We start from the raw sequence: 20,774 nt of genomic DNA, 5'->3' as shown, positions 1-20,774 counted from the left end.
TGACTGCAGTCTAAAAAAATTATTCTCCTATTTGCATATTGTAATAATCTTCAGCTTGTTCAAGCATTTCATCTAAGGTCAATTTATCATCAAAGTAATCTTGTAAAACAGATCTTAAGGCTTCGTAAGCTATGCTGGTATTAACTCCATAATCTACTCCAGGAATTTCTTCCGCCCAACTAGAAAAATCTTTATAGATTTGAGCATCGTTAAAGTAGGGGTCTTCATACTGATAGGCTTCACCTGTTTGAGATGGAAGATAAGTACCAACCGCCCCATTATCTACAAGAATTTCTTGGTAAAATTCATCATTACCTGCAAATTCAGATTTAAGAAATTCAATAGCAAGTTCTTTGTTTGGCGAATCTTCTAAGATAAACCAACTAGAACCCCCAAGATTTGAGTAAGGTGTAGCATTTTCAACAGTTTCTAATAACGGAATATTTGTGTAAGCCCATTTTCCAACTTGATCTTCGGCAGACTTAATGGTAGCGGAATACCAAACGGCTGAATTAACTGCAGCAACTTCGCCACTCGTTACAGCTCCGATACCTTCGGGTGCAAAGTAATCCACCGGTTTGGCTAAATCATTTTTTTCAATTTCTTTTAATATTTCGGCCATTTCTCGAACGACAGGATTGTCTTTCAGAAATATTGTTCCATCTTCATCAAAGTACCAGACACCTGCTGATTGCATAGCCATCTGAATGTAGTGTGTTCCTCGATTTGGAATAAAGGCTACAAACCACTTCCCGGTCTTATCTTTCACGTCTTTACCAATTTGAACAAATTTGGACCACGTTAAATTTTGCATGTCTTCTTCGGTATATCCTGCTTCCGCTAAATAATCAGTGCGGTAATAAAGACCAGCTGAACCAGAATCAAACGGAATAGCATAAACCCCATCATTATGGGTAACCGCCTCAACTTTATAGGGAGCAAATTGAGAAAAATCGATTTCATCGGATAACTCAGCAAATTTACCTTCATAGTTGATTAAAAAATTTTGAGCAGCATAGTCTTCTACTAATACGATATCGGGTAACCCTTCTGAAACACCTGAAGTAAATCCAGAGACAAGTTTTTGTATAGTATCTTCATTTGACATCTCAACTACATCTAAATTAAATTCTTCATTACCATCTTCCATGTAGTATTCTCCAGCACGTTCCATAATGGGAATGTTGAAGTTTGCATCCCAAGCCCATACCGTTAAAGTTGAATCATCTGGACTTGCAAATTCATCTGATTCACCTCCAGATTCAGATGAGCCTGAGCAAGCAGTTAACATTGCAACTGTAAATAGACTACTAACCAACATAAAAGATTTCTTTTTCATGATTACTCCCCCTAATTATTTATAAATTAAGTAAATAAAAAAAGTATAGTAAAAAGAACTGTTTTGACAAAGGATAAAATAGAATGAAAGAAAAAGAATGCGGTTTCATTTTTTGGGTAAAAACACATTCAGAAGAGTGTGAGTTATAATTTGATTATTACACAAGCATTTCATTAAGTACAATAATAAGCTGTGCACATAAGAGATGGTTTAGGTCGAGCGAAAAAATAGTAAGATAGGTTCAAAATAAACAGGAATGACAAATAAAGACCAACTAATTGCTACTTCACTTAAGAAATCTCAGCTGGTCTTTTATAGCTATTTTAATATGCTATTGTTACACGAATAGAAGCCAAAAAGTACAAGATATTAGTCAAATCGCTTGCGTTTTGGAGAACTAGAAATTAAAAGAGCTTCGCGGTATTTTGTGACTGTCCTTCTTGATATTTCAATACCGTCCTTTTGTAAAAGATCAACAAGCTTTTGATCTGATAATGGTTTTTTAGGATCTTCAGCTTGAATGAAAAATTCGATTTTTTTCTTTATTTGGTCAGAAGATATGGAACCATTTCCTTCTTTAGAAGTTGTCACCAAAGCGTTTGTAAAGAATTTTTTCAATTCAAATACACCGAATTCTGTTGTGATGTACTTCCCATTAATGGAACGGCTGACCGTTGATTCATGAATATCAAGTTCTTCAGCAATTGTTTTTAAAGTTAAGGATTGAATTGGACGATCTTCAGATAAAAAGAATTCTTTTTGTGCATTTACTATGGCGATGCCAATTCTGAGAATCGTTTCTTCACGTTGAATAAGTGTCCTTTTAAGCCATTCATATTCAGATTTTTTTTCATTAATGAATTTTGAAACTTCTTTATCCTGCAACAAGCTTAATTCCTCATAATATTCTTTTTGGAAAACAATAACAGGAAGCCCAGTCTTAACAGAATGCACAACAATCTCTTGATTATCCGTTACTTTAACGGATAAATCTGGACGAATGTATTGCGTAGGAGCATTTGAAAAGATGGCACCAGGATGTGGTGTAAGTGTTTTGACAAAATCAGAAATCTCTTGAACTTCACCTAATGAAATACCATAATGCTTTGCGATTTGTTCCCATTTTCGATTAGCAAAAGCTTCAAACTCTTCTTCAAGAATCAAATAAGCAAGGTTTGGTGCTTGATCATTTCGTTCTGTTTGAAGCATCAAGCATTCTTGTAAGTTTCTGGCACCTACACCAGCAGGTTCCAATTGCTGTAAAAGTGTCAATGCATCTAATAATTTTAACGGTTCTGCTTGAGTGAGCGTAACCGCATCATCCATTGAAAGAGTTAAATAACCGTTGTGATCAATATATTGAGCCAGCCAAATGATCAGATCACGCAAAGCAGTATCTCTGAAAGATAAATGAATTTGTTCAATTACTGCAGAATAAAGAGATGTGGTCGATGCTGTAGTTGCCAATGTATCCCAGATTGATCCGCTAGTTGATTGATTTGTTCTTGATTGATTACTATTATATTTTTCTATAGAAGTCCCCTGAGTTCTGGGTGCTGACTTTACAGAAATAGAAATAAAAGGATTTTCTAGCGATTTTTGTTTTAAGAAATCGACTAAATCTTTTCGGTTATATTGCAGCATCTGAATAGATTGTTGCAATTGAGGTGTCATAGTCAATTGCTGTTTTTGTAGTTGAGTATAATTTTGCTCGAAATTCAAAACATTCTCACCTCTAGTATTAATAAGTTTTGATAAGATTATCATAGCATAACAAACTTTAAATGAGAACGTCATCTAAAATAAAGAAGAAATCTAGAACCAATAGTGTAAATAAATGTTCACATCTTGCTTATGAGTAGCTTGCAGTGGAATGGATGGTTATAATTAATGTAACTAGAATACGAGTAAATGAAAGCAGGTGTTTGACTAATGAAACTATATATCAAAGAAAAACGATTTTCATGGCGTGACCAATTAGTTGTACGAAATGAACAGGATGAAAAAGTTTATACTGTTAAAAGTGAACGGATATCCATAGGAAATAAAGTGCACGTTTACAATGAAACTAATGACATAATAGTATCTATTGAAGAGAAAAAAATAGGTTTTTCACCTAAATACGTTATTTATCAACAAAACGAAAAGATTGCTGAAGTAAAAAGAGAGAAGAATCTATTTGGTCCAGATTATGACATTGAAAAATTAAATTGGAAAATTAAAGGAAATGTTGAAAAAGAGGATTATGAAATAAAAGAAGGATTTACCGAAGTTGCTTCTTTTAAGAAAAAACGGTTTTCTTACGGGAATACATTTATTTTAGAGACTAAAGACGAGAAAGATGCTCCACTAGCGTTAGGTATTGTTATTGCGATTTGGTGTTTACAAATAGATGAGCAAGATGAAACCTAGAGGTACACTAATTTTTTAGATAATCATTAAGGAGGGAAAAGAATGGAAAGATATGTTGTAGGAAGCTATGCTAGTCCTCAAGAGGCAGTAAATGCAGTCAATAAATTGCAAGAAGAAGGCTATCAAAAAGAAGATATCACTTTAATATCTAGCACAGAATCTAAAAATTCCATTTCCAATACTACAGATATAGTAGGAACAACTAATGAAACGGATATAGACACTGTGGATAAGGAAAATGATAAGAATGATCGCTCCATTTGGAAAAAAATAAAAGAATCCTTTTCTTCAAATGACTCTAATGAACCCGGTTCCTCTCAATCAAATGACGATCTTTTGGACGCTTATCAACAAGATATTGCAAATGGCAATATCATTGTTGTAGTAAAGGGTGAACCCCAAAAAATTAGTAGTAATAAATCACATTCGACAGATCGAGTTACTCCATTAGATCCACTTTCTATGTTAGAAGCAGATCCATTAGCTCATCCTGAACCAGTTTTAGATTCAGTTGAATCTTCTGACACTCCAGTTTCAGAAAATGAAGAACAACATCAAAAGTCGAAAAGTGAAACGATTCAATTGAAAGAGGAGCAATTAGATGTTACCACTAAGGAAGTTCAGACAGGAGAAGTTCGAGCTAAAAAACGTATAGTAGAAGAAACTAAAACGATTCAAGTTCCTGTTAGACACGAAGAAATAGTTATTGAGCAACAGAATTTAAAGGATGGACATTTAGATAATGCAGTAAAAAATAAAGAAGTGGTTATCCCTGTCACAGAAGAGGAAATTGAAGTAACGAAGTACCCAGTGGTTAAAGAAGAAGTATCATTGAATAAAGAGGAAGTAACAGATAAAAAACAAGTTAATAGAACAGTAAAAAAAGAAGATGTCATCATTGACACAAACGGCAAAACACAAGTAAAAAAAAACAATGAGTAAAAAGTTTTCACAAAAAGAAGTCCCAAATAAGATGAGGTCTTATTTGGGACTTCTTTTTTGTTTATGAAACGATGATCTAGTAAAGATTAAGATTTATGAGATCTGTCATCTTTTGGTTTAGCTGTATTCGTGCCATCTATTTGATATTCTTCTACATGAATGTCTTTGCTAGTAGAAGGACTTGTTTTTGTACCAGTTGTTTCGGTAGTTTGTATAGTTGAAGTTGGTCCATTTTGCTGAGTTGTTTGATTCTCTTCTAAAGAAGCTAAACGAGCATTAAGACTTTGAATCTCAGTCTCTTTCTTTTGTAATTCCAATTGTGCTTCGGATTCTTGTTTAACTCTGTTAACGGCTTCATCTCTTGAAGATTCTGCATTTTTCAATTCATCATTTTTATTTTTAATTACTTGTCTATTGCGTGCCCCTTTAGACATTGCAAATAGTGCAGCAATCAACATACCGAGTAATAAAAAGCCGATGAAAAGTAACCATAAAGGTAAATCAAAAGACATAAAGTAAAGGTTCAAAGTAGCCATTTGCATATTTAAGAATGCTACTATAGCAACTAAAACCAATAAAATAATCGCGATTATTATCATAAATTTCATTCTCCTTCCTAAATTATCTTAATTTGAATAAAGATAGTGTAAAGAAATAAGTACGTCTTGTTGAAACATAATATAGAGCAATTAACGATTGACTAAAGCGATGGGATAGACTACCTAACAATTCCAAAAAATAGTTCTTTACTATAAACCAATTATAAACGTTGCAAGGTAAATAATGAAATAATAGTACTCAAACAAAAAAGTTTACGAATCTGTTTTATTTAACAGTTCGTAAACTTTCTGATTAAATTTATAGAGCAAGGAAAATAATTTGACAATGTTTTTTTGAACTAACCTAAAATAGTAGAAATTTAATCATAGAAAATTGAATAGATTCATTAATCATATTTTATAACCTCTTTTTTATTATCGTACAAGCTAGAAATCACAAAATAAACTCCAGCTATTCCTAAAATAATAATGTAACCACTAATTAACCCGGCAGCCAAGTATCCCCCTAATGTTATGCCTAAAGCAGCTAAAAGTTGGGATCCTTGAAAGGAAAGAGAGGCGAAACTTAAATAAGAAGCTTGTTTGTCTTCAGGTATTAAACTGACTTGACGGGCACTTAGAATAGGTGCAGAAGCTAGCTCACCAAACGTTGCCAAAATAGTTAATGGAATCAATAAGTAAATACTATTAGCAGAAGCCATTAAGCCATATCCAGTCACATAAATCAGTAATCCAATGAGTACAACAGTGCGTTCTTTTTTCTTCTCAGTTAATCGCGAAACAAGGAAAGTGAAACAAACGACCATAATAGTATTAATCACTTGTAAAATACTAAGCATTCTCACTCCGTCGATGGAAACAGATAAAAGTGTGATCGGTTTAAATTCTTTTGATAAACGAATGCCGGTGTAATTTTGTAATGAAAATTCTGCTGCACTATAAAGAGCTATACCTAAAATTAACATGACCCATCGTTTGTCTTTAGCAGCAATGTAGTAGTTGTTAAAGAGATCATGCATAAGCGTTTTCCCTTTAGTTTGAGAAATATTATTTTTATAATTAAGATTTTTTTGCAGAAAAGCAGAAACAATAAATTGTAAAAGAGCAGCACCTAAAAATAAATAGAACAGATAATGCTTAAACAAGAAGCCTCCAATTGAAGCACCTAAAGCCATTGATAAGTTAAATGTCCAATATTGTAGTTGGTAAACCTTTTTACGTTCATTAGGGACAGTAGAATCAAGTAACACTGCATCAAATGCAGAATAATATAAATTATAAGTGATGCCACAAATAAGGTAACCAAAGATTATCCAAAAATTTTGTGGTAAGATACCCGCAAAATTTACAGCAACCAGAAGTAAAGATACTCCATATAAATTTTGAAAGATCAATAAAATTTTTTTCCGCTGAAAGTTATCTGCTAAATAACCGCCAATAATTCCGGCTAAAAAAGAGGTAACAACATTTATCATAACCAATAATCCGATAGTTTCTTTGCTAAATATACCAGCTAAATAAATGATAAGATAAGGAATTGTACAAGCATAAACTAAACTACTAAAAAATGAAGTAATCAATGTGGATTGAATATTTTTTGAAAAAGATGATAGCATAATAATCTCCTTAATAAATAAAGGAACAGAGAATATGTATTTAATTCGTGTCCTTATCTCTTTTTTGTAAAGCCATAAGAAAATAGATACACTGAAGATTCTTCTCAAATAGCTTGACAAAAATAGCGTAGCACAATTCTAAGAATAAGAAAATATAAAAATTAGAATATGCTAATAAAATTAGTGGGAAAGCGTTAAAATAGTTCGGTAATAGGAAAATAAACGCTAGATAGACAAAGGCTAAATAAAACTTGAGAAGTTATCGTACCGTGGTGTTATAGATTGGTATAAAGTAGAGACTCATTTGAATAGATGCAATGAGCCCTAATTCGGCTAACTCAAAACCAGTTTCAAGCGATTTAGCCAAATCTAAGTGACAATACCAAAAAGAGACTACCAGTAATAGGTTGACTAGAGATATTTGCTAATTAAATTTGATTCCATTGCTCATCAAATAGTTCCTACCGTTCGATATTCATCATAACCTCTTTTAATTTTTTTTATTAGGCCACGTAAATCATAAATCAATACAATCATTTGTTTTAAAATAAGACCTAATCATATAAAAATAAAACCTAAATAAAAGCCGCTACTTAGTATGTACTAAGTAACGGCTTTTCTATTTTAAAATAAGTTGAAGAGTTAGTTACGTACATCTTCAACAGCATTCAATTTTTCTACATCTTCTGGTGAAATAGTGAAATCTAATTGTCTGTTTTCAATGATGCGTTCTTCATGAGTTGATTTTGGAAGCGGCAATGTTTCACGTTCTAAACAATAACGGATACATAGTTGAGCAGGAGTAACGCCATATTTATCTGCCATTTCTTTAATCTCTGGGCTGTTCAATGTTTGACCCGTTGCTAAAGGTGAATATGCTTCTACTACAATGTTGTGTTCTTTACAAAAAGCAAGAAGTTCTTCTTGATCATGTCCAACATAGAAAGGAATTTGGTTAGCCATAGGTACAATATCACAAGCATCAATGAGAGCTTGAATATCAGATACAGAAAAGTTAGAAACTCCGATAGTCTTAATCTTTCCATCATTGTATAATTTTTCCATCGCTTTCCATGACTGAATATTTCCTTCAGTATAGTCCGCGCCTTTTTCATTCCAAGGCCAGGGAGCATGAATAAGATAAAGGTCTAAATAATCCACACCTAAATTAGTGATGGTTGTATTGAAAGCCTCTAAGGTTTCATCGTAACCTTTAATTTGAGCGGGTAATTTACTAGTAATAAAAATTTCTTCACGCGGTAAATCAAAATCTTTGATTGCTTTTCCAACATTTTCTTCATTTTGGTAAGCTAATGCTGTATCAATATGTGTGTAGCCATTTTTAAGAGCCATTGTTACGGCATCGTAAGCTTCCTCATTTGGGATCTGCCAAGTACCAAAACCGATATTTGGAATCTCAACACCATTGTGAAACACAAAAGAATTTTCTTTCATCATAAATCATTTCCTCCTCATTTTTAAAGATATTACTTTCTTATTGTATGCTTTTTTAGAAGCTAAGTAAAATATTAGTGTATCCGTTTTCCGTGATTTATTATATTTTAGAAAAATTTTGAACTTGAAGGAGATATCTTAATCAACGTATAATCCAATGTCCGAAAGACTTCTGCTAATTCAGGATTTGTTATCATATGGATATCTTCATGAATAACAGAATAAAACACACATTTATCTTTTAACAAAAAAAATACATCAATCGTCTGTTCTTGATCTACACTAATGAGAGAAAGAGATTTTTTCAATAAAATATAACTTGACTGATTATATGCATAAAAGTCGATCTAGCTTTTTTGCTACTGATAGTCCCAGGCCATTTTTTTAGCCACTCTGTTTCAAGATAGAAATTCATTAATGTCGTTCTTACTTCCATATCTCTACCATCCGGTATTGTATAATAGTCAACTAAGGCAATTTTATCTGAATAATCTTTTAGAATGTTAAGTATAGCTAAATAATCCTCTTCACCTATTAGTTTGGAAATTCGATAAAACATTACGACTCACTCCTTTTTTAGTAGCTATTTAAGGTATTAAATTCAATTATATGTTTAAATTAATGAAACATAACTAAAAATTAAACAAAATGTAAAAAAAAATATGTCATAATATTAAAAGCAGTACAATTAGAATATTAATCACTTTTTGTAAAGTGAGTGGAGGTAGAGTTAATTATTATGAAAAAAAATGAAGGTATTATTGATTGGTTTTTCCGTTTTGTGAAAGGAATGTTTATTGGTTCAGGTGCTATCTTACCGGGTGTAAGCGGAGGAGCTTTAGCAGCTGTATTTGGAATCTATGAAAATATGATTGCATTTCTATCAAATATACGCAAAGATTTTATTAAAAATGTACGTTATTTTATTCCCGTGGCGATTGGTGGTTTGTTCGGTATATTTGTGCTGGCATATCCGATTGATTATTTTTTGAAAAATAATGAAATTCAAGTTTTATGGTGCTTTATTGGTTGTATTTTGGGAACATTGCCTGCTTTATATAAAGAAGCTGGAAAAAATGGACGAAAGTCTTATCATCTTGTGATTACTGTAGTTGTTGCGATTCTTGCTTTTGTAGGTTTACTTTATGCAAAATTTAATATGAATGTAGTAGTTGAACAATCCACATTGTCATGGGTAATGGCCGGCGGGATTTTTGCCTTAGGGTTTATAGTTCCAGGATTAAGTCCCTCTAATTTTTTGATGTATATGCATTTGTATGAGCCCATGACAGAAGGCATAAAAGATTTGAACTTTTCTATCTTGATTCCTGTCGCGATTGGTGCGATTTTATGTGTTTTGTTACTGTCTAAATTGGTAAGCAAATTAATGGCAATCGCTTATGCTTCTATTTTTCACTTTATTTTAGGAGTTGTAATAGCTTCAACGGTCATTATAGCTCCGTTGCCCGAACAATACAGTGGTATATCTACAGGAGGAATAGTAGCTGCAGTTGTATTATTCTTTATTGGGTTATCTGTAGGATTGCTGATGGAAAAATTGGAAGACAATTATAAACCGGCTGAACTAAATAAATGATAAACTTTTTGAATTAATATAAAAAGAGGTGATTTTTTCTATGCAAAGTTGTTATTTTAATTTTAATTCATCTGAAAAAAGTGTTGCTGAGTATACTCAGCAACACTTTTTTTTAGAATTAATTATTTTTTTATTTTAGAACCTACACTTTTTTGCAATAGGACCGCGCCTAATGCCCCAACTATTCCTTGAAGTAAATTTCCAGGAATAGAAATAGCTGCTCCAGCAAAACCATACATAAAGCTTTCAGCAATAAAATAGCCAAGTGCCATAAATATACCAGCAGGGATAGTAGCTAAAAGAGGTCTATGGTAACCTGTTTTTTGAAAAATCCAAGCACAAATATACCCTTGAAGTCCTTTTACTATAAAAGTAATGGGAGCATAAAAAGCATAGCCTGCAAGGATATCAGCAAGTGCGCTACCTAATCCACCGACAAGAAAACCAGCTTTCTTTCCTAAAAATAATGCAGCAAATAGTAAAACCATATCTCCTAAGTTAATATATCCACGAAAGGTGGGTATACGAATTAGAATCGTCATTACTATAGTCATAGCCATAAATAGAGCAACTGTTACAATTTCTTTTGTAGTAATTTTTCGCATAATTCTCATCCTTTATATATATGTATAAAGCCATCTTATCTTTTTTTAGTAACAATGTCATGATTTTTTTAATTAAAATAACTAAAAAGTACAGATTCTATAATAAGAATTATGCTAGACTAGATAAAGAGAAGGAACGAGCAGAAAAGGAGAAAAAAATGAAGCAGCCCAGAATTTTAGTTATCCAAGATATTTCAGCAAGTTGTCGTATTTCAATGAATGTGGCTGTCCCAATTCTAAGTTGTTTAGAAAACTGGGTGAGTATCTTGCCTACAGCATTGTTGTCTACACATACTGGTAAAGGTTTTGAAGATTATACTTTTTTAGATTTAAGCGCTGAGATACCAGCTATCTTAAACCATTGGCGGTCGTTAGGAATAAAATTTGATGGGATAGTCATTGGGTATTTAGGCTCTATAGAACAAATTAAATTGATGGAAAGCATCATTAAACAATTTTCAACAGAAGAAGCTCTAATTGTAGTAGACCCTGTGATGGGGGATCACGGAACTTTATACCCGGGTTTTACCTCTGAGCATGTTGAAGCGATGCGTAAACTTTGTCAATTTGCAGATGTCTTGATACCAAATGTAACCGAAGCCTGCTTATTAACGGAAACAAACTACCCAGAAAAGCCACATACTAAAGAAAAAATCGAACCAATTTTAAGGAAATTAACGGATAAAAACAATAAAACTATTGTCTTATCGGGTGTAACCGGAAATGAAAGACAAGTAGGTGCTGCATTTATTTCCAAAGGAAGTTCAAAAATCCATTATGCTTTTTCAGAAGTTTATCCGGGGCATTTTGATGGGGTAGGAGATTTGTTTACAAGCGTAGTAGCAGGGTTTTTATTTCAAAAACACAGCTTAAAAAGAGCTAATGAAGTAGCAGTAAATTACATTTCAAGAGTTGTCAAACGGACTATTGAAGACCAAATTGATCCCTTGTATGGAATTGCTTTTGAAAAAGATTTGATGTATTTAATGAAAGAACTAAAAAAATAATTATCCATTATTGAAAGTAACAGAAAAACAACCAAAAGTTGCAAACGTTATGTTTACAGCTTTTGATTGCTTTTTTCTATGTCTAAATATCGGTTTTTACTGAATAAAACAGTAATAAACACCCAATAAATGAAGCGGCTATTCCAGCACTTAACATTTCTGGAACACCAGCATTGTCTAGCAACCATCCGCCTATAAAACTTCCAGCCACACTACCTAGGGTAACAGCGCCTATGTTAAACGCTTGTCCTTTGACATAATCTGTTTTCTGCATTAGTTGATTGACATAATAAGTTGAGGCTGGAATGTAAAGAGCAAATGCTAATCCTTGAAATAATTGAGTAAGATTAATCATAAATACTGATCCTGATAGTAAGAAAAGAATACTTCTGATTACAAAGAAGATGGCAGCTACTTTCAACCAAATACCACTTTTTCGTTTAGTCAATAAATAGCTGAATCCTAACATAGCAGGTAGTTCACTCAAAGCTGTAATCATTAACGACAAACCAAAGTCACTGTCATTTCCTCCCAGTGAATGAATGATTTGGACTAAATAAGTATTTACAATAGTATGAAAAAGAAACAAACAGGCTGTTCCTATTAGAAAATAGGCAAAGCGAGGGTATCTTTTGAAAAAAGTTTCTTTTTTTTTTGGTTAAAGGGTTATTCGACTTTAAATTTGGAGCAGATGGCACTTCAGAAATAGTAGTTTGGGGAAAGGTGAAAATAAGGACCAAAAAAGCTAATAATAAAAAAATACAGCCAATAGGTAAAATAATTGTACTAAAGCGTGTTAACAATAGACCTAACGTGTATGAAGTTAGAGCGAACGCTAGGGAACCTGCTCCTCTTGTTAAACCAAAATTGATTTTTACCCCACTATTAATGTGTTCAAAGGTAAAAGAATTAATGAATGGCTGCATGGATAAGACTAAGGAAACTACAGCTATAAATAGTAATGCTTCAATTGCAGGAGCGCCAGTAGAGAGAAGTAAAGAAATAAGAAAGCCAATAGATAAAATTGTAAGGATAACTAAGCTCCATTTCAATGTTAATTTTTCAAACTTATCAACTATAACACCTAAAGTAGGTTGTAAAATAACAGATAAGATATTAGAGATGGCAAGAATAAAGCCAATGTTTTGATTTTCGAAGTTTCGGGAGAGCAAAAAGACTGAAGCAAATCCATAGATGGAGCAAAATACCATCCAGTATAAGCTTTGTAGCAGAGCATATTTTATGGTTAGCGTACGAATTGTTGTCATAAGTTGTTATTCTTCCTTTCCCATTCAACCAAAATTGTATTTCTTTGTCCCTGTAAGTATCATATCATTTATTCACTTCAATAAAGAAGAAACTAGATGAAATTTGTAACCTGAACAAATTGTTAGGATTTCTTTGTGTTTTTTGATATACTTATTATTAGTAAGAAGTATGTTAACAAAAATCATGTAAAGATATTAGTGTTTGGAGGAAAGAATAATGAGAGCAATTGTTATCGAAGAATATGGTGGAAAAGAAAAGTTGAAAGAAGCAGAAGTACCGATGCCACAGCCTAAAGAGCATCAAGTCATCGTAAAAGAAAGAGCAACTTCGATCAACCCGATTGACTGGAAATTACGCGAAGGATATCTACAACAAATGATGCCTTGGGAATTCCCAATTATTTTAGGTTGGGATGTAGCAGGGGAAATTGTTGAAGTGGGCAGTGAAGTAACCGACTGGAAAGTTGGCGATCGAGTATTCGCACGTCCAGATACAACACGTTTTGGAACGTATGCTGAATATACTGCAGTTGATGACAACCTACTAGCATATATTCCTGAAAATATATCTTATGAAGAAGCAGCAGCAGCTCCATTAGCTGGATTAACTGCTTGGCAAGCATTATTTGATTATGGCAAACTTGTTGAAGGCGAAAAAGTCTTGATACATGCAGGTTCAGGTGGAGTAGGGACGTACGCTATCCAATTAGCTAAAAGTAAAGGTGCTTTTGTGATTTCAACGGCCAGTGAAAGTAATCGTGACTTACTAATGAGTTTAGGAGTAGATCAATTTATTGATTATAGAAATGAAGACTTTACTGAATTACTAAGTGATGTAGACGTTATTTTTGATACTATGGGTGGAGAAGTTTTAGAAAATAGTTTTAAAGTTGTTAAACCTCATACGGGACGAATTATTTCAATTGTTGCGGATGCAGATAAAGAACTAGTTAAAAAAACTGGTGTTACCTTTAATAATATTTGGTTGGAACCAGATGGAAAACAGCTTAGCCAGTTGGCTCAATTAATGGAACAAGGCAAAGTTAAGTCCATTATTGGAGCGACCTACCCTTTAACTGAAAAAGGTGTTTATGATGCACATGCACTAAGCGAGACACATCATGCAGTTGGGAAAATTGTGATTAAAGTAGGAAACGAATAATTTTAATAGACAGATTAATTAGTAAAAAAGGAGCGACAGTTTTTCTGTTGCTCCTTTTTTTGTTTGATTAGCTTTCAATGATTTTATTTTCATGACAATTTTAAGTGGTAATAATACTGAATTTTTTAGCCTGAAAATTATGATGACGCACTAATAGGGTAAGGGCACATTATAATCAATTTCGGTAACCTCAAAATTAAACCAATTAAAATCTCCAGATTTTAATTTCCAAGTAACTTCACCTTTTGAAGGTATCCTGATTTCTTCAAAAGCTTTATAATCGCGCAATGAAATTGACCATACTTCTAGTCTGAATTTTTTATCAAATTCTCCATACCTTTCGGCCTCAAATTTAATAACTTCACCTTTATCATTAAACGAAAATAGTCCAGAAGCAGTTACACCTTTGTAGGTCATGGTTGCTTGTGCATGGTTACCATCAATTTCGTTCCATGTTATATAATTATTTAGTGCTGCAGTAGTAAACCATACCATCTCAGCAAGATACCTTAACAAGGTCCCCTGATTAATTTCTTTTCCTTCAGAGTTGGCAACAGTAAATAATGAAAGAAACTTAATTAGCATACTTCCTTTTCCATTCAAATACTTATCTCTTCCTATAATATGAATTAAGGGTGCTGGTTTAATGGTTGCTTTCCAGATAAAGCTCGGTTTTTCTGTAGTGAAATATTGTTCTGCTTGAACTGATATCCATTGTTTATTTTTATCTAATCTCATCTTAGCTTTTTGTTTTAAGCGTACAGTTACTATTTTTTCACGGCCGCTAATTCCAGAATATTCAAGCCATCTTTGAACATTTTCTGGTAGATTTTCTAGATCTTCCTTAGTTACAATGTCACTATTGAGTTTTATCTTGCTAAAAATTTCTACAATTTCTTTTTTTACACTCTTATTAAATAGAAATCCCACCATAAATAACCAGATAAGAAAGATAAAACTGATTAATAGACTAATTAATTTTGACATGTTACGCCTCCCGTAATATCTAATTAAACTTTTAACTTTTTCAACTATCAAATATAATAATAGGTCAAGATTCGCTATTAAATATGCTTGAATAAAACTTTAGAAATTCCAGTATCTAAAATAGGCAATCAATAGTGAGAGGAAATCCGTTTATGATAGATTTATAAAATTATTATAACACCGAATATCAAACCACTTCGTATTTTAGAATGATTGCACTCAAAAGTAAGAAGTTTATTTATTAAAAAATAGTAGCTAGTAATGTAAACTATTTAAATAACTCATTAAATATGAACAAAATATGGCTAAATATGCAAAACGGACGTTTCTTAAATGAAAAACAATATGTAATCGATTGCAGAAATGAAAATGTAATAATACCGATGGTTTTGTTAAAGAATTAACATCAAATTCTTATGGTTACTATGCTATACTAATTGGCGTGAGAAAATAAAAGGGTATAAAAAACCACGGAGGGTATGCTTTGAATAAGAAATTGATGACTGGGATGATTGCAACATTGTTGTTTGCAGCTCCAATTGTAATGCCGACTGCGACAGAAGCAGCGAGCGTTTCAGAACTTGAAAGCCAAAAAGCAGAATTAGAAAATAAATCAGCTGACTTAAACTCAAAAATCCAATCTCAAGAAGAAACCTTAAATAACCTAGAATCTGAAAAAGCAAATCTTGAATCAGAAGTTGAAAAATTACAAACGAATATCGATACTGTTGTATTGGAACTGAAAGTACAAGAGCAAAAATTAGCTGACTCAAAAGCTAAAATTGAAAAACTAAAAGCAGAGATTGAAAAATTAAAAGATCTTATTGCTAGACGTGAAGAAAAATTAGAACATCAAGCTAGAAACGTACAAACAGATGGCAGTACTTCTAATATGGTCGACTTGGTATTATCTGCAGAAAGTTTGTCAGATTTAATCGGACGTGTGGGTGTTGTAAACCAATTAGTTTCTGCAAACAAAGATATTGTGACTCAGCAAGAAAATGATAAAAAAGAAGTAGAAAAGAATGAAAAAGCAGCACAAGATGAAAAAGTTGCAATTGAATCATTAAAAGCAGAAATTGAAGTGAATAAAAATAACTTAGTTGCTCAAAAAGCAGAATTAGATGACAAAATTGTTCAAGTGGCTACTAAATACGACATGACTGAATCTGAAAAAAATGAATTTGTTAAAGAACAAGCTGTTATTGCGACTCAAACAAGTGTTTTGTCTAGCGAATTACAAGAAGAACGTCAACGCATTATAGCTGAAGAAGAAAAAGCACAAGCGGCAGCTAAAAAAGCAGAAGCTGAGGCAGAAGCTAAAGCAGCACAAGCAGAAGCTAAAGCAGCGGAAATTAAACAAACAACAAGTTCTTCAAGTCAATCAAGCAATCAAGCTCAATCAAGCAATAAAACACAAGCAAGCACTCCATCATCTTCAAACAGTTCAGGGTTTATAAATCCAAGTGGCGGATATATTACTTCTTCTTATGGTTACCGTATTCACCCAATTACTGGCGTAAACAAACTACATGGTGGTACTGACTTTGGCGGCGGTGGCCCGATTGTAGCAGCGCAAAGTGGAACAGTCGTTTTTGCTGGTTATCATAGTTCTTGGGGTTATTATGTGAAGATTGATCATGGAAATGGTGTGCAAACATTATACGCTCATATGGTATCTGGAAGCTTATTAGTAACGTCAGGACAACAGGTGTCACAAGGACAACAAATTGGAACGATGGGTACGACAGGATCTTCTACAGGAGTTCATTTACACTTTGAAGTGTATGTAAATGGTTCTCGTGTTGATCCAGCAGGATATTTATAAAACGAAAGATTTTATAATAGTGGTATGTAAATTAAGAATTTAAAACAGATAGCTTTAGTCCTCTCTTTCAAAGAGAGGACTTTTTTAGTAGAATGAATAAGCAATAGATGAAATGGGCGGAGGATTACGAATGGAACTAATTTTATCCACAAAAAATGAACGCGTAAAGAATTGGAAAAAACTTCAATCAAGAAGAGGGCGCCAAAAAGCGAATGCTTATTTAATTGAAGGTTTCCATCTAATAGAAGAAGCTATAAAAAATCAAGCGATAGTTTTAGAAATCATGATAAGTGAAGAAGTAGCTTTGGGGGATATTCCTGAATTTGATGAAGCAAAACAAGTTGAAATTTCTGCTGAAATTGCAAAACTCTTAAGTGAAACTGAAACTTCTCAAGGTATTTTTGCAGTTGTAAAAAAAATAGACCCATTAGATAAACCTGTTCTTACGAAGCCTTTCTTATTTTTGGACAATGTTCAAGACCCAGGAAATGTCGGAACGATGGTCCGCACAGCAGATGCTGCCGGTTTTGGAGGAGTAGTTTTAGGAAAAGGGTCTGTCGATCTTTATAATAGTAAAGTGTTGCGTTCTATGCAAGGGAGTCATTTTCATTTGCCTGTATACCAGGGAGATTTAAATGAATGGTTTGATTTATTTTTTGAACATAAGTTTCCAGTTTTTGGTACTGAATTAAATGAAGAGGCAATTTCTTATCGAGAAATTGCCCCTCAAGTTATATATGGATTAGTTATGGGTAATGAAGGCAATGGAATGTCGGACGAATTTTTAAAACGTACAACAAAAAATCTTTATATCCCGATTGTAGGACAAGCTGAGTCTTTAAATGTTGCAGTAGCTGCTGGGATAGTCATGTTTTCATTAACTAAGATTGAAAGATAAGTGTTACAAAACTATGTCAAAAAAATGAACTTTCCTAATATTTCTTTAAATTTGAAGTGTTCTGCTTTAAAAGCCGAAGCATACAATGTATGATGGAAATCAGTTAGAATACATTATATATTATTTCGAAAAGGAAGTTGTTTAATGACCGAACCAAAATGGAAGCAAGATTTAGAATACGTTGCACTCATCGAGGATTTATTGGAATGTGAAGAAGTAAAGAAACTTAATGACTATACTCAACATCATTTTACTACAAGACTAGATCATTCAATTAGCGTATCTTATATCAGTTACTGTATTGCTAAAAAACATAATTTGGATGCTAGAGCCACAGCTCGTGCAGGTTTGCTTCATGATTTGTTTTATTATGATTGGAGAACAACGAAATTTGATGAAGGAACTCATGCATATGTACATCCTCGCATGGCTTGCGAAAATGCAAAAAAAATAACGGAACTAAGTGAATTAGAGTGCGATATTATTATCAAACACATGTGGCTAGCTACTGTAGCTCTTCCAAAATATAAAGAAAGTTACATTGTAACGTTTGTTGATAAATATTGTGCAGTAAAAGAAGTTGCTGTTCCACTGACTGGAAAAATGAGAAACTCAGTAAAAAATGTATGGGCTCGTTTGAAACCAGCTGCAGCACAATAAAAATTTAGATTAATTGTAATAGAGAATTTTAAGTTAAAAATAAAAAGACTAAACCTTAATTGAGGCTTAGTCTTTTTTTGCTTCAGTTAAAAGGTTCTTTAGAATTTCAGTTCGTGTTTCAACTAATTCTGGAAATTGATAAAAAAAGTTTTGCTTTTTTTGAGCAATGGTATCATTACTTTGCTTAGGAGAAAGAATAAAAAAAGACCATGATTCAGCAATATCTTCTTCAGGATGTGTAACAGCATAACTTGTTAAAAAATCATCAGCATGTTCAAGGTAAAAGGCTTGTTGAGCTTCTGAGTCTGATTGGACATTGAGGTGTTGCCACTCTTTGTAATAATCAATCCAAAATTCTTCATAATATAAATTCATATACGAATCAGGAGTGCTTTCTCCATAGAAAGAAGAGTAAGTAGTTTCTTTTTGACTAGAGGTTTTCCAATCGTAATTGCTGACCATTTGCTTGTTATTTAAAGTTAGAAGGTGGCCATATTCATGAATTAAAGTGTAATAAAAGTTTTTTTCATCAGTGCTGTCCACAAAGTCAACGCCAAGTTGCCAAGTATCTCCATTGTAGTCTAACGGTTCAACGTAGCCTAAAAGATTGTTAGCTCCATCTGAGAAAACGGAGAAAGAATAAATGTTTGTGCGTAAATCTTTCGGAATGATAGTCCTAAAGGTGTCCCATAGTTGATTATGAGCAATCGTATTTCTAGCATATTTAGTCTGATTAGTATTAGCAGTATTGATGATTCCGTTGGAAAGAGCATCATTAGTTACTTGGTAGGTGACAATAGTTGATTTTTGGATTAAAGCACTTTGATTTTGTTCTATGTTACTACCAGCTTTTGTAGGAGCTCCAGATGTGAAGTCTAATGGATCGCCAATAAGTTCTTTTATTTCATTAAGGTAAGCATCCCCCTCTTCAATAATGACTTCACTGCTAGGCTTTTCAATGGCATCGTTAATAGGCCCTTGCATTGTGATGACATCATAAGAGAAATAGCCTAGAAACAATAAAGAGCTAGTGAAAATCCAAAATAAGATTCGTTGCATCTCGTTTTCACCTCCAAAAATTTCGTTATTTAGATACTGTAAGTTTAGTGAATGTAAATAAAATTGTAAAGCAAAGATACCTTTCAACATGCAAAGAAACGCATTCGTTAAAGTAATAGACAGACTATTTTTAAAGACACACAAACAATACATAAAATTTTCAAAAAAAAGATTGTCGAAGCATAACTCAAAGTATATAATAATGCTTGCCGTATAATTTGTAAGAGATAATTTATGTCTTCTTAAGCTAGTGAGACAGCAATGTAAACGGTTCAATGAATGCTACAATAAAATGGATTTTTAGATAGGATTGGAGGAAGCTTAAATGATAGAGGTAACTTTTACCAAGCAAAAAGCACTTATTAGAGAAGCAAGTTTAGTAGACTTGCCAGAAATGGTAGATATCTATAATAAGGCAATACTTACAGGAGGAATCACCTGTGATCTTGATCCTTTTACAATAGAAGAAAGAAAATCATGGTTTGATTCTCATCAAATAGAAAAATATCCGCTGTTCGTCTATGAAGTTGATGGAAAGGTTGCTGGATATAGTCATTTAAGTGGATACCGAGTAGGAAGAAGAGCGGTAGATCAGGTCGCTGAAATTAGTTACTATGTAAATAGTGATTACCGGAATCGTGGTATTGGATCAAAGTTAGTTGATTATGCGCTACAGCAAGCTAAAGAGATTGGTTATCAAAATGTTATTGCAATGATTGTAGAAGGCAACGGAGCAAGTGAATACATTCTTGGGAAATTTGGTTTTAAACAATGGGGAAGAATGCCAAAAATTGCTGAATTTGACGGAGTGTTACACGATCATTTGTATTATGGATTGAGAATCAACTAAAAAAAATTAATAAAAAGTAGAATCAGATAGGCCTGAAAAGGGTTTGATTCTACTTTTTTTAATTGAACTTTAAATTATGAATAGATTTTTATTTAATTGAATAAATATTCCTTAGACCTAGCGGATGATGCAATGAGAAAAGACTTAATTAGTTCGTGTTTACTTAAAAAAAAGAGTTGAGAGTTTAGAAACAACGAATTAATGTTTGTGGTTAATAGAAATGTGTTTTTTTTGTAAAAAAAACATTGACGATACTCTGAATCCCTGTTATATTAATATATGTCGCTGAGACAGGTTGAAACAAACCGACACAGCGGAAAAGAAAATGAAAAAAGTTGTTGACAGATGATTCGCTAGATGCTATTATTAATGAGTTGTCACAAACGAAACAACACGCTTTAGACCTTTGAAAACTAAACAAAGTAAGACGAACCAAATGTGAGGGTGACTTAGCAGTGCTAAGTCAACAGTAACAAAATTAGTGAATAATTATTCGCTAGCAATCAATATGAGCTTCAAGCATCATTTT

General features: G+C 32.9%; 20 protein-coding genes. 9 read left to right on the top strand and 11 right to left on the bottom strand.

Translation table 11 applies throughout. From position 1 onward, the window contains the following. Positions 1–19: 19 nt before the first annotated feature. A complete protein-coding gene (locus tag ACKI3H_RS09375; protein WP_407371988.1) occupies positions 20–1,339 on the bottom strand; it encodes an ABC transporter substrate-binding protein in 1,320 nt (439 codons plus the stop codon). Between the two features lie 369 nt (positions 1,340–1,708). After that, positions 1,709–3,061, bottom strand: coding sequence for an RNA polymerase factor sigma-54 (gene rpoN / locus ACKI3H_RS09370; RefSeq protein ID WP_407371987.1), 1,353 nt, complete (start codon positions 3,059–3,061; stop codon positions 1,709–1,711). Positions 3,062–3,271: 210 nt separating this feature from the next. Between rpoN and ACKI3H_RS09365 the strand changes: the two genes are divergently transcribed. Next, on the top strand, positions 3,272–3,751 hold the full coding sequence (locus tag ACKI3H_RS09365) for an LURP-one-related/scramblase family protein (protein WP_407371986.1): 480 nt from the start codon (positions 3,272–3,274) through the stop codon (positions 3,749–3,751). Between the two features lie 42 nt (positions 3,752–3,793). Beyond that, complete coding sequence (locus ACKI3H_RS09360) at positions 3,794–4,693, top strand: YsnF/AvaK domain-containing protein (protein WP_407371985.1); 900 nt, start codon at positions 3,794–3,796, stop codon at positions 4,691–4,693. A gap of 86 nt (positions 4,694–4,779) precedes the next feature. Here ACKI3H_RS09360 and ACKI3H_RS09355 read toward each other — a convergent pair whose 3' ends face one another. The 4 genes from ACKI3H_RS09355 to ACKI3H_RS09340 form a co-directional block, all read right to left on the bottom strand. Further along, positions 4,780–5,292, bottom strand: a complete 513-nt coding sequence (locus ACKI3H_RS09355; protein ID WP_407371984.1) for a lipopolysaccharide assembly protein LapA domain-containing protein — start codon at positions 5,290–5,292, stop codon at positions 4,780–4,782. A gap of 347 nt (positions 5,293–5,639) precedes the next feature. Continuing rightward, positions 5,640–6,869, bottom strand: a complete 1,230-nt coding sequence (locus tag ACKI3H_RS09350) for an MFS transporter (RefSeq protein WP_407371983.1) — start codon at positions 6,867–6,869, stop codon at positions 5,640–5,642. Positions 6,870–7,511: 642 nt separating this feature from the next. Continuing rightward, positions 7,512–8,327, bottom strand: a complete 816-nt coding sequence (locus ACKI3H_RS09345) for an aldo/keto reductase (protein WP_407371982.1) — start codon at positions 8,325–8,327, stop codon at positions 7,512–7,514. A 301-nt stretch (positions 8,328–8,628) separates the two neighbouring features. Further along, positions 8,629–8,883 carry a hypothetical protein gene (locus ACKI3H_RS09340; RefSeq protein WP_407371981.1) on the bottom strand — a complete coding sequence of 85 codons (255 nt, stop codon included), beginning with the start codon at positions 8,881–8,883 and terminating at the stop codon, positions 8,629–8,631. A 180-nt stretch (positions 8,884–9,063) separates the two neighbouring features. Here ACKI3H_RS09340 and ACKI3H_RS09335 point away from each other — a divergent pair, with 180 nt between their 5' ends. Further along, positions 9,064–9,921 (top strand): DUF368 domain-containing protein, encoded by an 858-nt coding sequence (locus ACKI3H_RS09335; protein WP_407371980.1) that lies wholly within the window; start codon positions 9,064–9,066, stop codon positions 9,919–9,921. Between the two features lie 122 nt (positions 9,922–10,043). Here ACKI3H_RS09335 and ACKI3H_RS09330 read toward each other — a convergent pair whose 3' ends face one another. Continuing rightward, positions 10,044–10,526 (bottom strand): ECF transporter S component, encoded by a 483-nt coding sequence (locus ACKI3H_RS09330; protein WP_407371979.1) that lies wholly within the window; start codon positions 10,524–10,526, stop codon positions 10,044–10,046. 158 nt (positions 10,527–10,684) lie between these two features. Between ACKI3H_RS09330 and ACKI3H_RS09325 the strand changes: the two genes are divergently transcribed. Continuing rightward, positions 10,685–11,533 carry a pyridoxamine kinase gene (locus ACKI3H_RS09325; RefSeq protein ID WP_407371978.1) on the top strand — a complete coding sequence of 283 codons (849 nt, stop codon included), beginning with the start codon at positions 10,685–10,687 and terminating at the stop codon, positions 11,531–11,533. Between the two features lie 82 nt (positions 11,534–11,615). Here ACKI3H_RS09325 and ACKI3H_RS09320 read toward each other — a convergent pair whose 3' ends face one another. After that, positions 11,616–12,122 (bottom strand): MFS transporter, encoded by a 507-nt coding sequence (locus ACKI3H_RS09320; RefSeq protein WP_407371977.1) that lies wholly within the window; start codon positions 12,120–12,122, stop codon positions 11,616–11,618. Next, a complete protein-coding gene (locus tag ACKI3H_RS09315; protein WP_407372014.1) occupies positions 12,055–12,744 on the bottom strand; it encodes an MFS transporter in 690 nt (229 codons plus the stop codon). The genes ACKI3H_RS09320 and ACKI3H_RS09315 overlap by 68 nt, the downstream gene beginning before the upstream one ends. 274 nt (positions 12,745–13,018) lie before the next feature. On the opposite strand from ACKI3H_RS09315, the gene ACKI3H_RS09310 reads away from it, so the two are divergent. Further along, on the top strand, positions 13,019–13,963 hold the full coding sequence (locus ACKI3H_RS09310) for an NADP-dependent oxidoreductase (protein WP_407371976.1): 945 nt from the start codon (positions 13,019–13,021) through the stop codon (positions 13,961–13,963). A 150-nt stretch (positions 13,964–14,113) separates the two neighbouring features. On the opposite strand, the gene ACKI3H_RS09305 is transcribed toward ACKI3H_RS09310, so the two are convergent. Next, positions 14,114–14,950: a DUF6544 family protein gene (locus ACKI3H_RS09305; RefSeq protein ID WP_407371975.1), complete on the bottom strand. Its 837-nt coding sequence runs from the start codon at positions 14,948–14,950 to the stop codon at positions 14,114–14,116. 484 nt (positions 14,951–15,434) lie between these two features. On the opposite strand from ACKI3H_RS09305, the gene ACKI3H_RS09300 reads away from it, so the two are divergent. From ACKI3H_RS09300 to ACKI3H_RS09290, 3 genes are all read left to right on the top strand, one after another. Further along, positions 15,435–16,778, top strand: a complete 1,344-nt coding sequence (locus ACKI3H_RS09300) for a murein hydrolase activator EnvC family protein (RefSeq protein WP_407371974.1) — start codon at positions 15,435–15,437, stop codon at positions 16,776–16,778. Between the two features lie 130 nt (positions 16,779–16,908). Next, positions 16,909–17,676: a TrmH family RNA methyltransferase gene (locus ACKI3H_RS09295; protein WP_407371973.1), complete on the top strand. Its 768-nt coding sequence runs from the start codon at positions 16,909–16,911 to the stop codon at positions 17,674–17,676. Between the two features lie 144 nt (positions 17,677–17,820). Continuing rightward, entirely contained in the window at positions 17,821–18,336 is a 516-nt protein-coding gene (locus tag ACKI3H_RS09290; protein WP_407371972.1) for an HD domain-containing protein, read from the top strand. 66 nt (positions 18,337–18,402) lie between these two features. Here the strand turns inward: ACKI3H_RS09290 and ACKI3H_RS09285 are convergent, their stop codons facing one another. Continuing rightward, on the bottom strand, positions 18,403–19,395 hold the full coding sequence (locus ACKI3H_RS09285; protein WP_407371971.1) for a hypothetical protein: 993 nt from the start codon (positions 19,393–19,395) through the stop codon (positions 18,403–18,405). 325 nt (positions 19,396–19,720) lie between these two features. On the opposite strand from ACKI3H_RS09285, the gene ACKI3H_RS09280 reads away from it, so the two are divergent. Further along, entirely contained in the window at positions 19,721–20,245 is a 525-nt protein-coding gene (locus ACKI3H_RS09280; RefSeq protein WP_407371970.1) for a GNAT family N-acetyltransferase, read from the top strand. Positions 20,246–20,774 lie beyond the last annotated feature (529 nt).

Origin of the sequence: Carnobacterium sp., from assembly GCF_045617425.1 — a bacterium.
Taxonomy (GTDB): Bacteria; Bacillota; Bacilli; order Lactobacillales; family Carnobacteriaceae; genus Carnobacterium_B.
Note: the sequence above shows the minus strand (reverse complement) of the source record. Positions and strands in the feature narration are given on the sequence as shown.

Coding starts and splice junctions, on each gene's coding strand:
- ACKI3H_RS09365 (WP_407371986.1), top strand. CDS start 3,272: ATGAAACTATATATCAAAGAAAAACGATTTTCATGGCGTGACCAATTA.
- ACKI3H_RS09285 (WP_407371971.1), bottom strand. CDS start 19,395: ATGCAACGAATCTTATTTTGGATTTTCACTAGCTCTTTATTGTTTCTA.
- ACKI3H_RS09290 (WP_407371972.1), top strand. CDS start 17,821: ATGACCGAACCAAAATGGAAGCAAGATTTAGAATACGTTGCACTCATC.
- ACKI3H_RS09350 (WP_407371983.1), bottom strand. CDS start 6,869: ATGCTATCATCTTTTTCAAAAAATATTCAATCCACATTGATTACTTCA.
- ACKI3H_RS09295 (WP_407371973.1), top strand. CDS start 16,909: ATGGAACTAATTTTATCCACAAAAAATGAACGCGTAAAGAATTGGAAA.
- ACKI3H_RS09345 (WP_407371982.1), bottom strand. CDS start 8,327: ATGATGAAAGAAAATTCTTTTGTGTTTCACAATGGTGTTGAGATTCCA.
- ACKI3H_RS09325 (WP_407371978.1), top strand. CDS start 10,685: ATGAAGCAGCCCAGAATTTTAGTTATCCAAGATATTTCAGCAAGTTGT.
- ACKI3H_RS09330 (WP_407371979.1), bottom strand. CDS start 10,526: ATGCGAAAAATTACTACAAAAGAAATTGTAACAGTTGCTCTATTTATG.
- ACKI3H_RS09375 (WP_407371988.1), bottom strand. CDS start 1,339: ATGAAAAAGAAATCTTTTATGTTGGTTAGTAGTCTATTTACAGTTGCA.
- ACKI3H_RS09310 (WP_407371976.1), top strand. CDS start 13,019: ATGAGAGCAATTGTTATCGAAGAATATGGTGGAAAAGAAAAGTTGAAA.
- ACKI3H_RS09305 (WP_407371975.1), bottom strand. CDS start 14,950: ATGTCAAAATTAATTAGTCTATTAATCAGTTTTATCTTTCTTATCTGG.
- ACKI3H_RS09360 (WP_407371985.1), top strand. CDS start 3,794: ATGGAAAGATATGTTGTAGGAAGCTATGCTAGTCCTCAAGAGGCAGTA.
- ACKI3H_RS09355 (WP_407371984.1), bottom strand. CDS start 5,292: ATGATAATAATCGCGATTATTTTATTGGTTTTAGTTGCTATAGTAGCA.
- ACKI3H_RS09340 (WP_407371981.1), bottom strand. CDS start 8,883: ATGTTTTATCGAATTTCCAAACTAATAGGTGAAGAGGATTATTTAGCT.
- ACKI3H_RS09280 (WP_407371970.1), top strand. CDS start 19,721: ATGATAGAGGTAACTTTTACCAAGCAAAAAGCACTTATTAGAGAAGCA.
- ACKI3H_RS09335 (WP_407371980.1), top strand. CDS start 9,064: ATGAAAAAAAATGAAGGTATTATTGATTGGTTTTTCCGTTTTGTGAAA.
- ACKI3H_RS09315 (WP_407372014.1), bottom strand. CDS start 12,744: ATGGTATTTTGCTCCATCTATGGATTTGCTTCAGTCTTTTTGCTCTCC.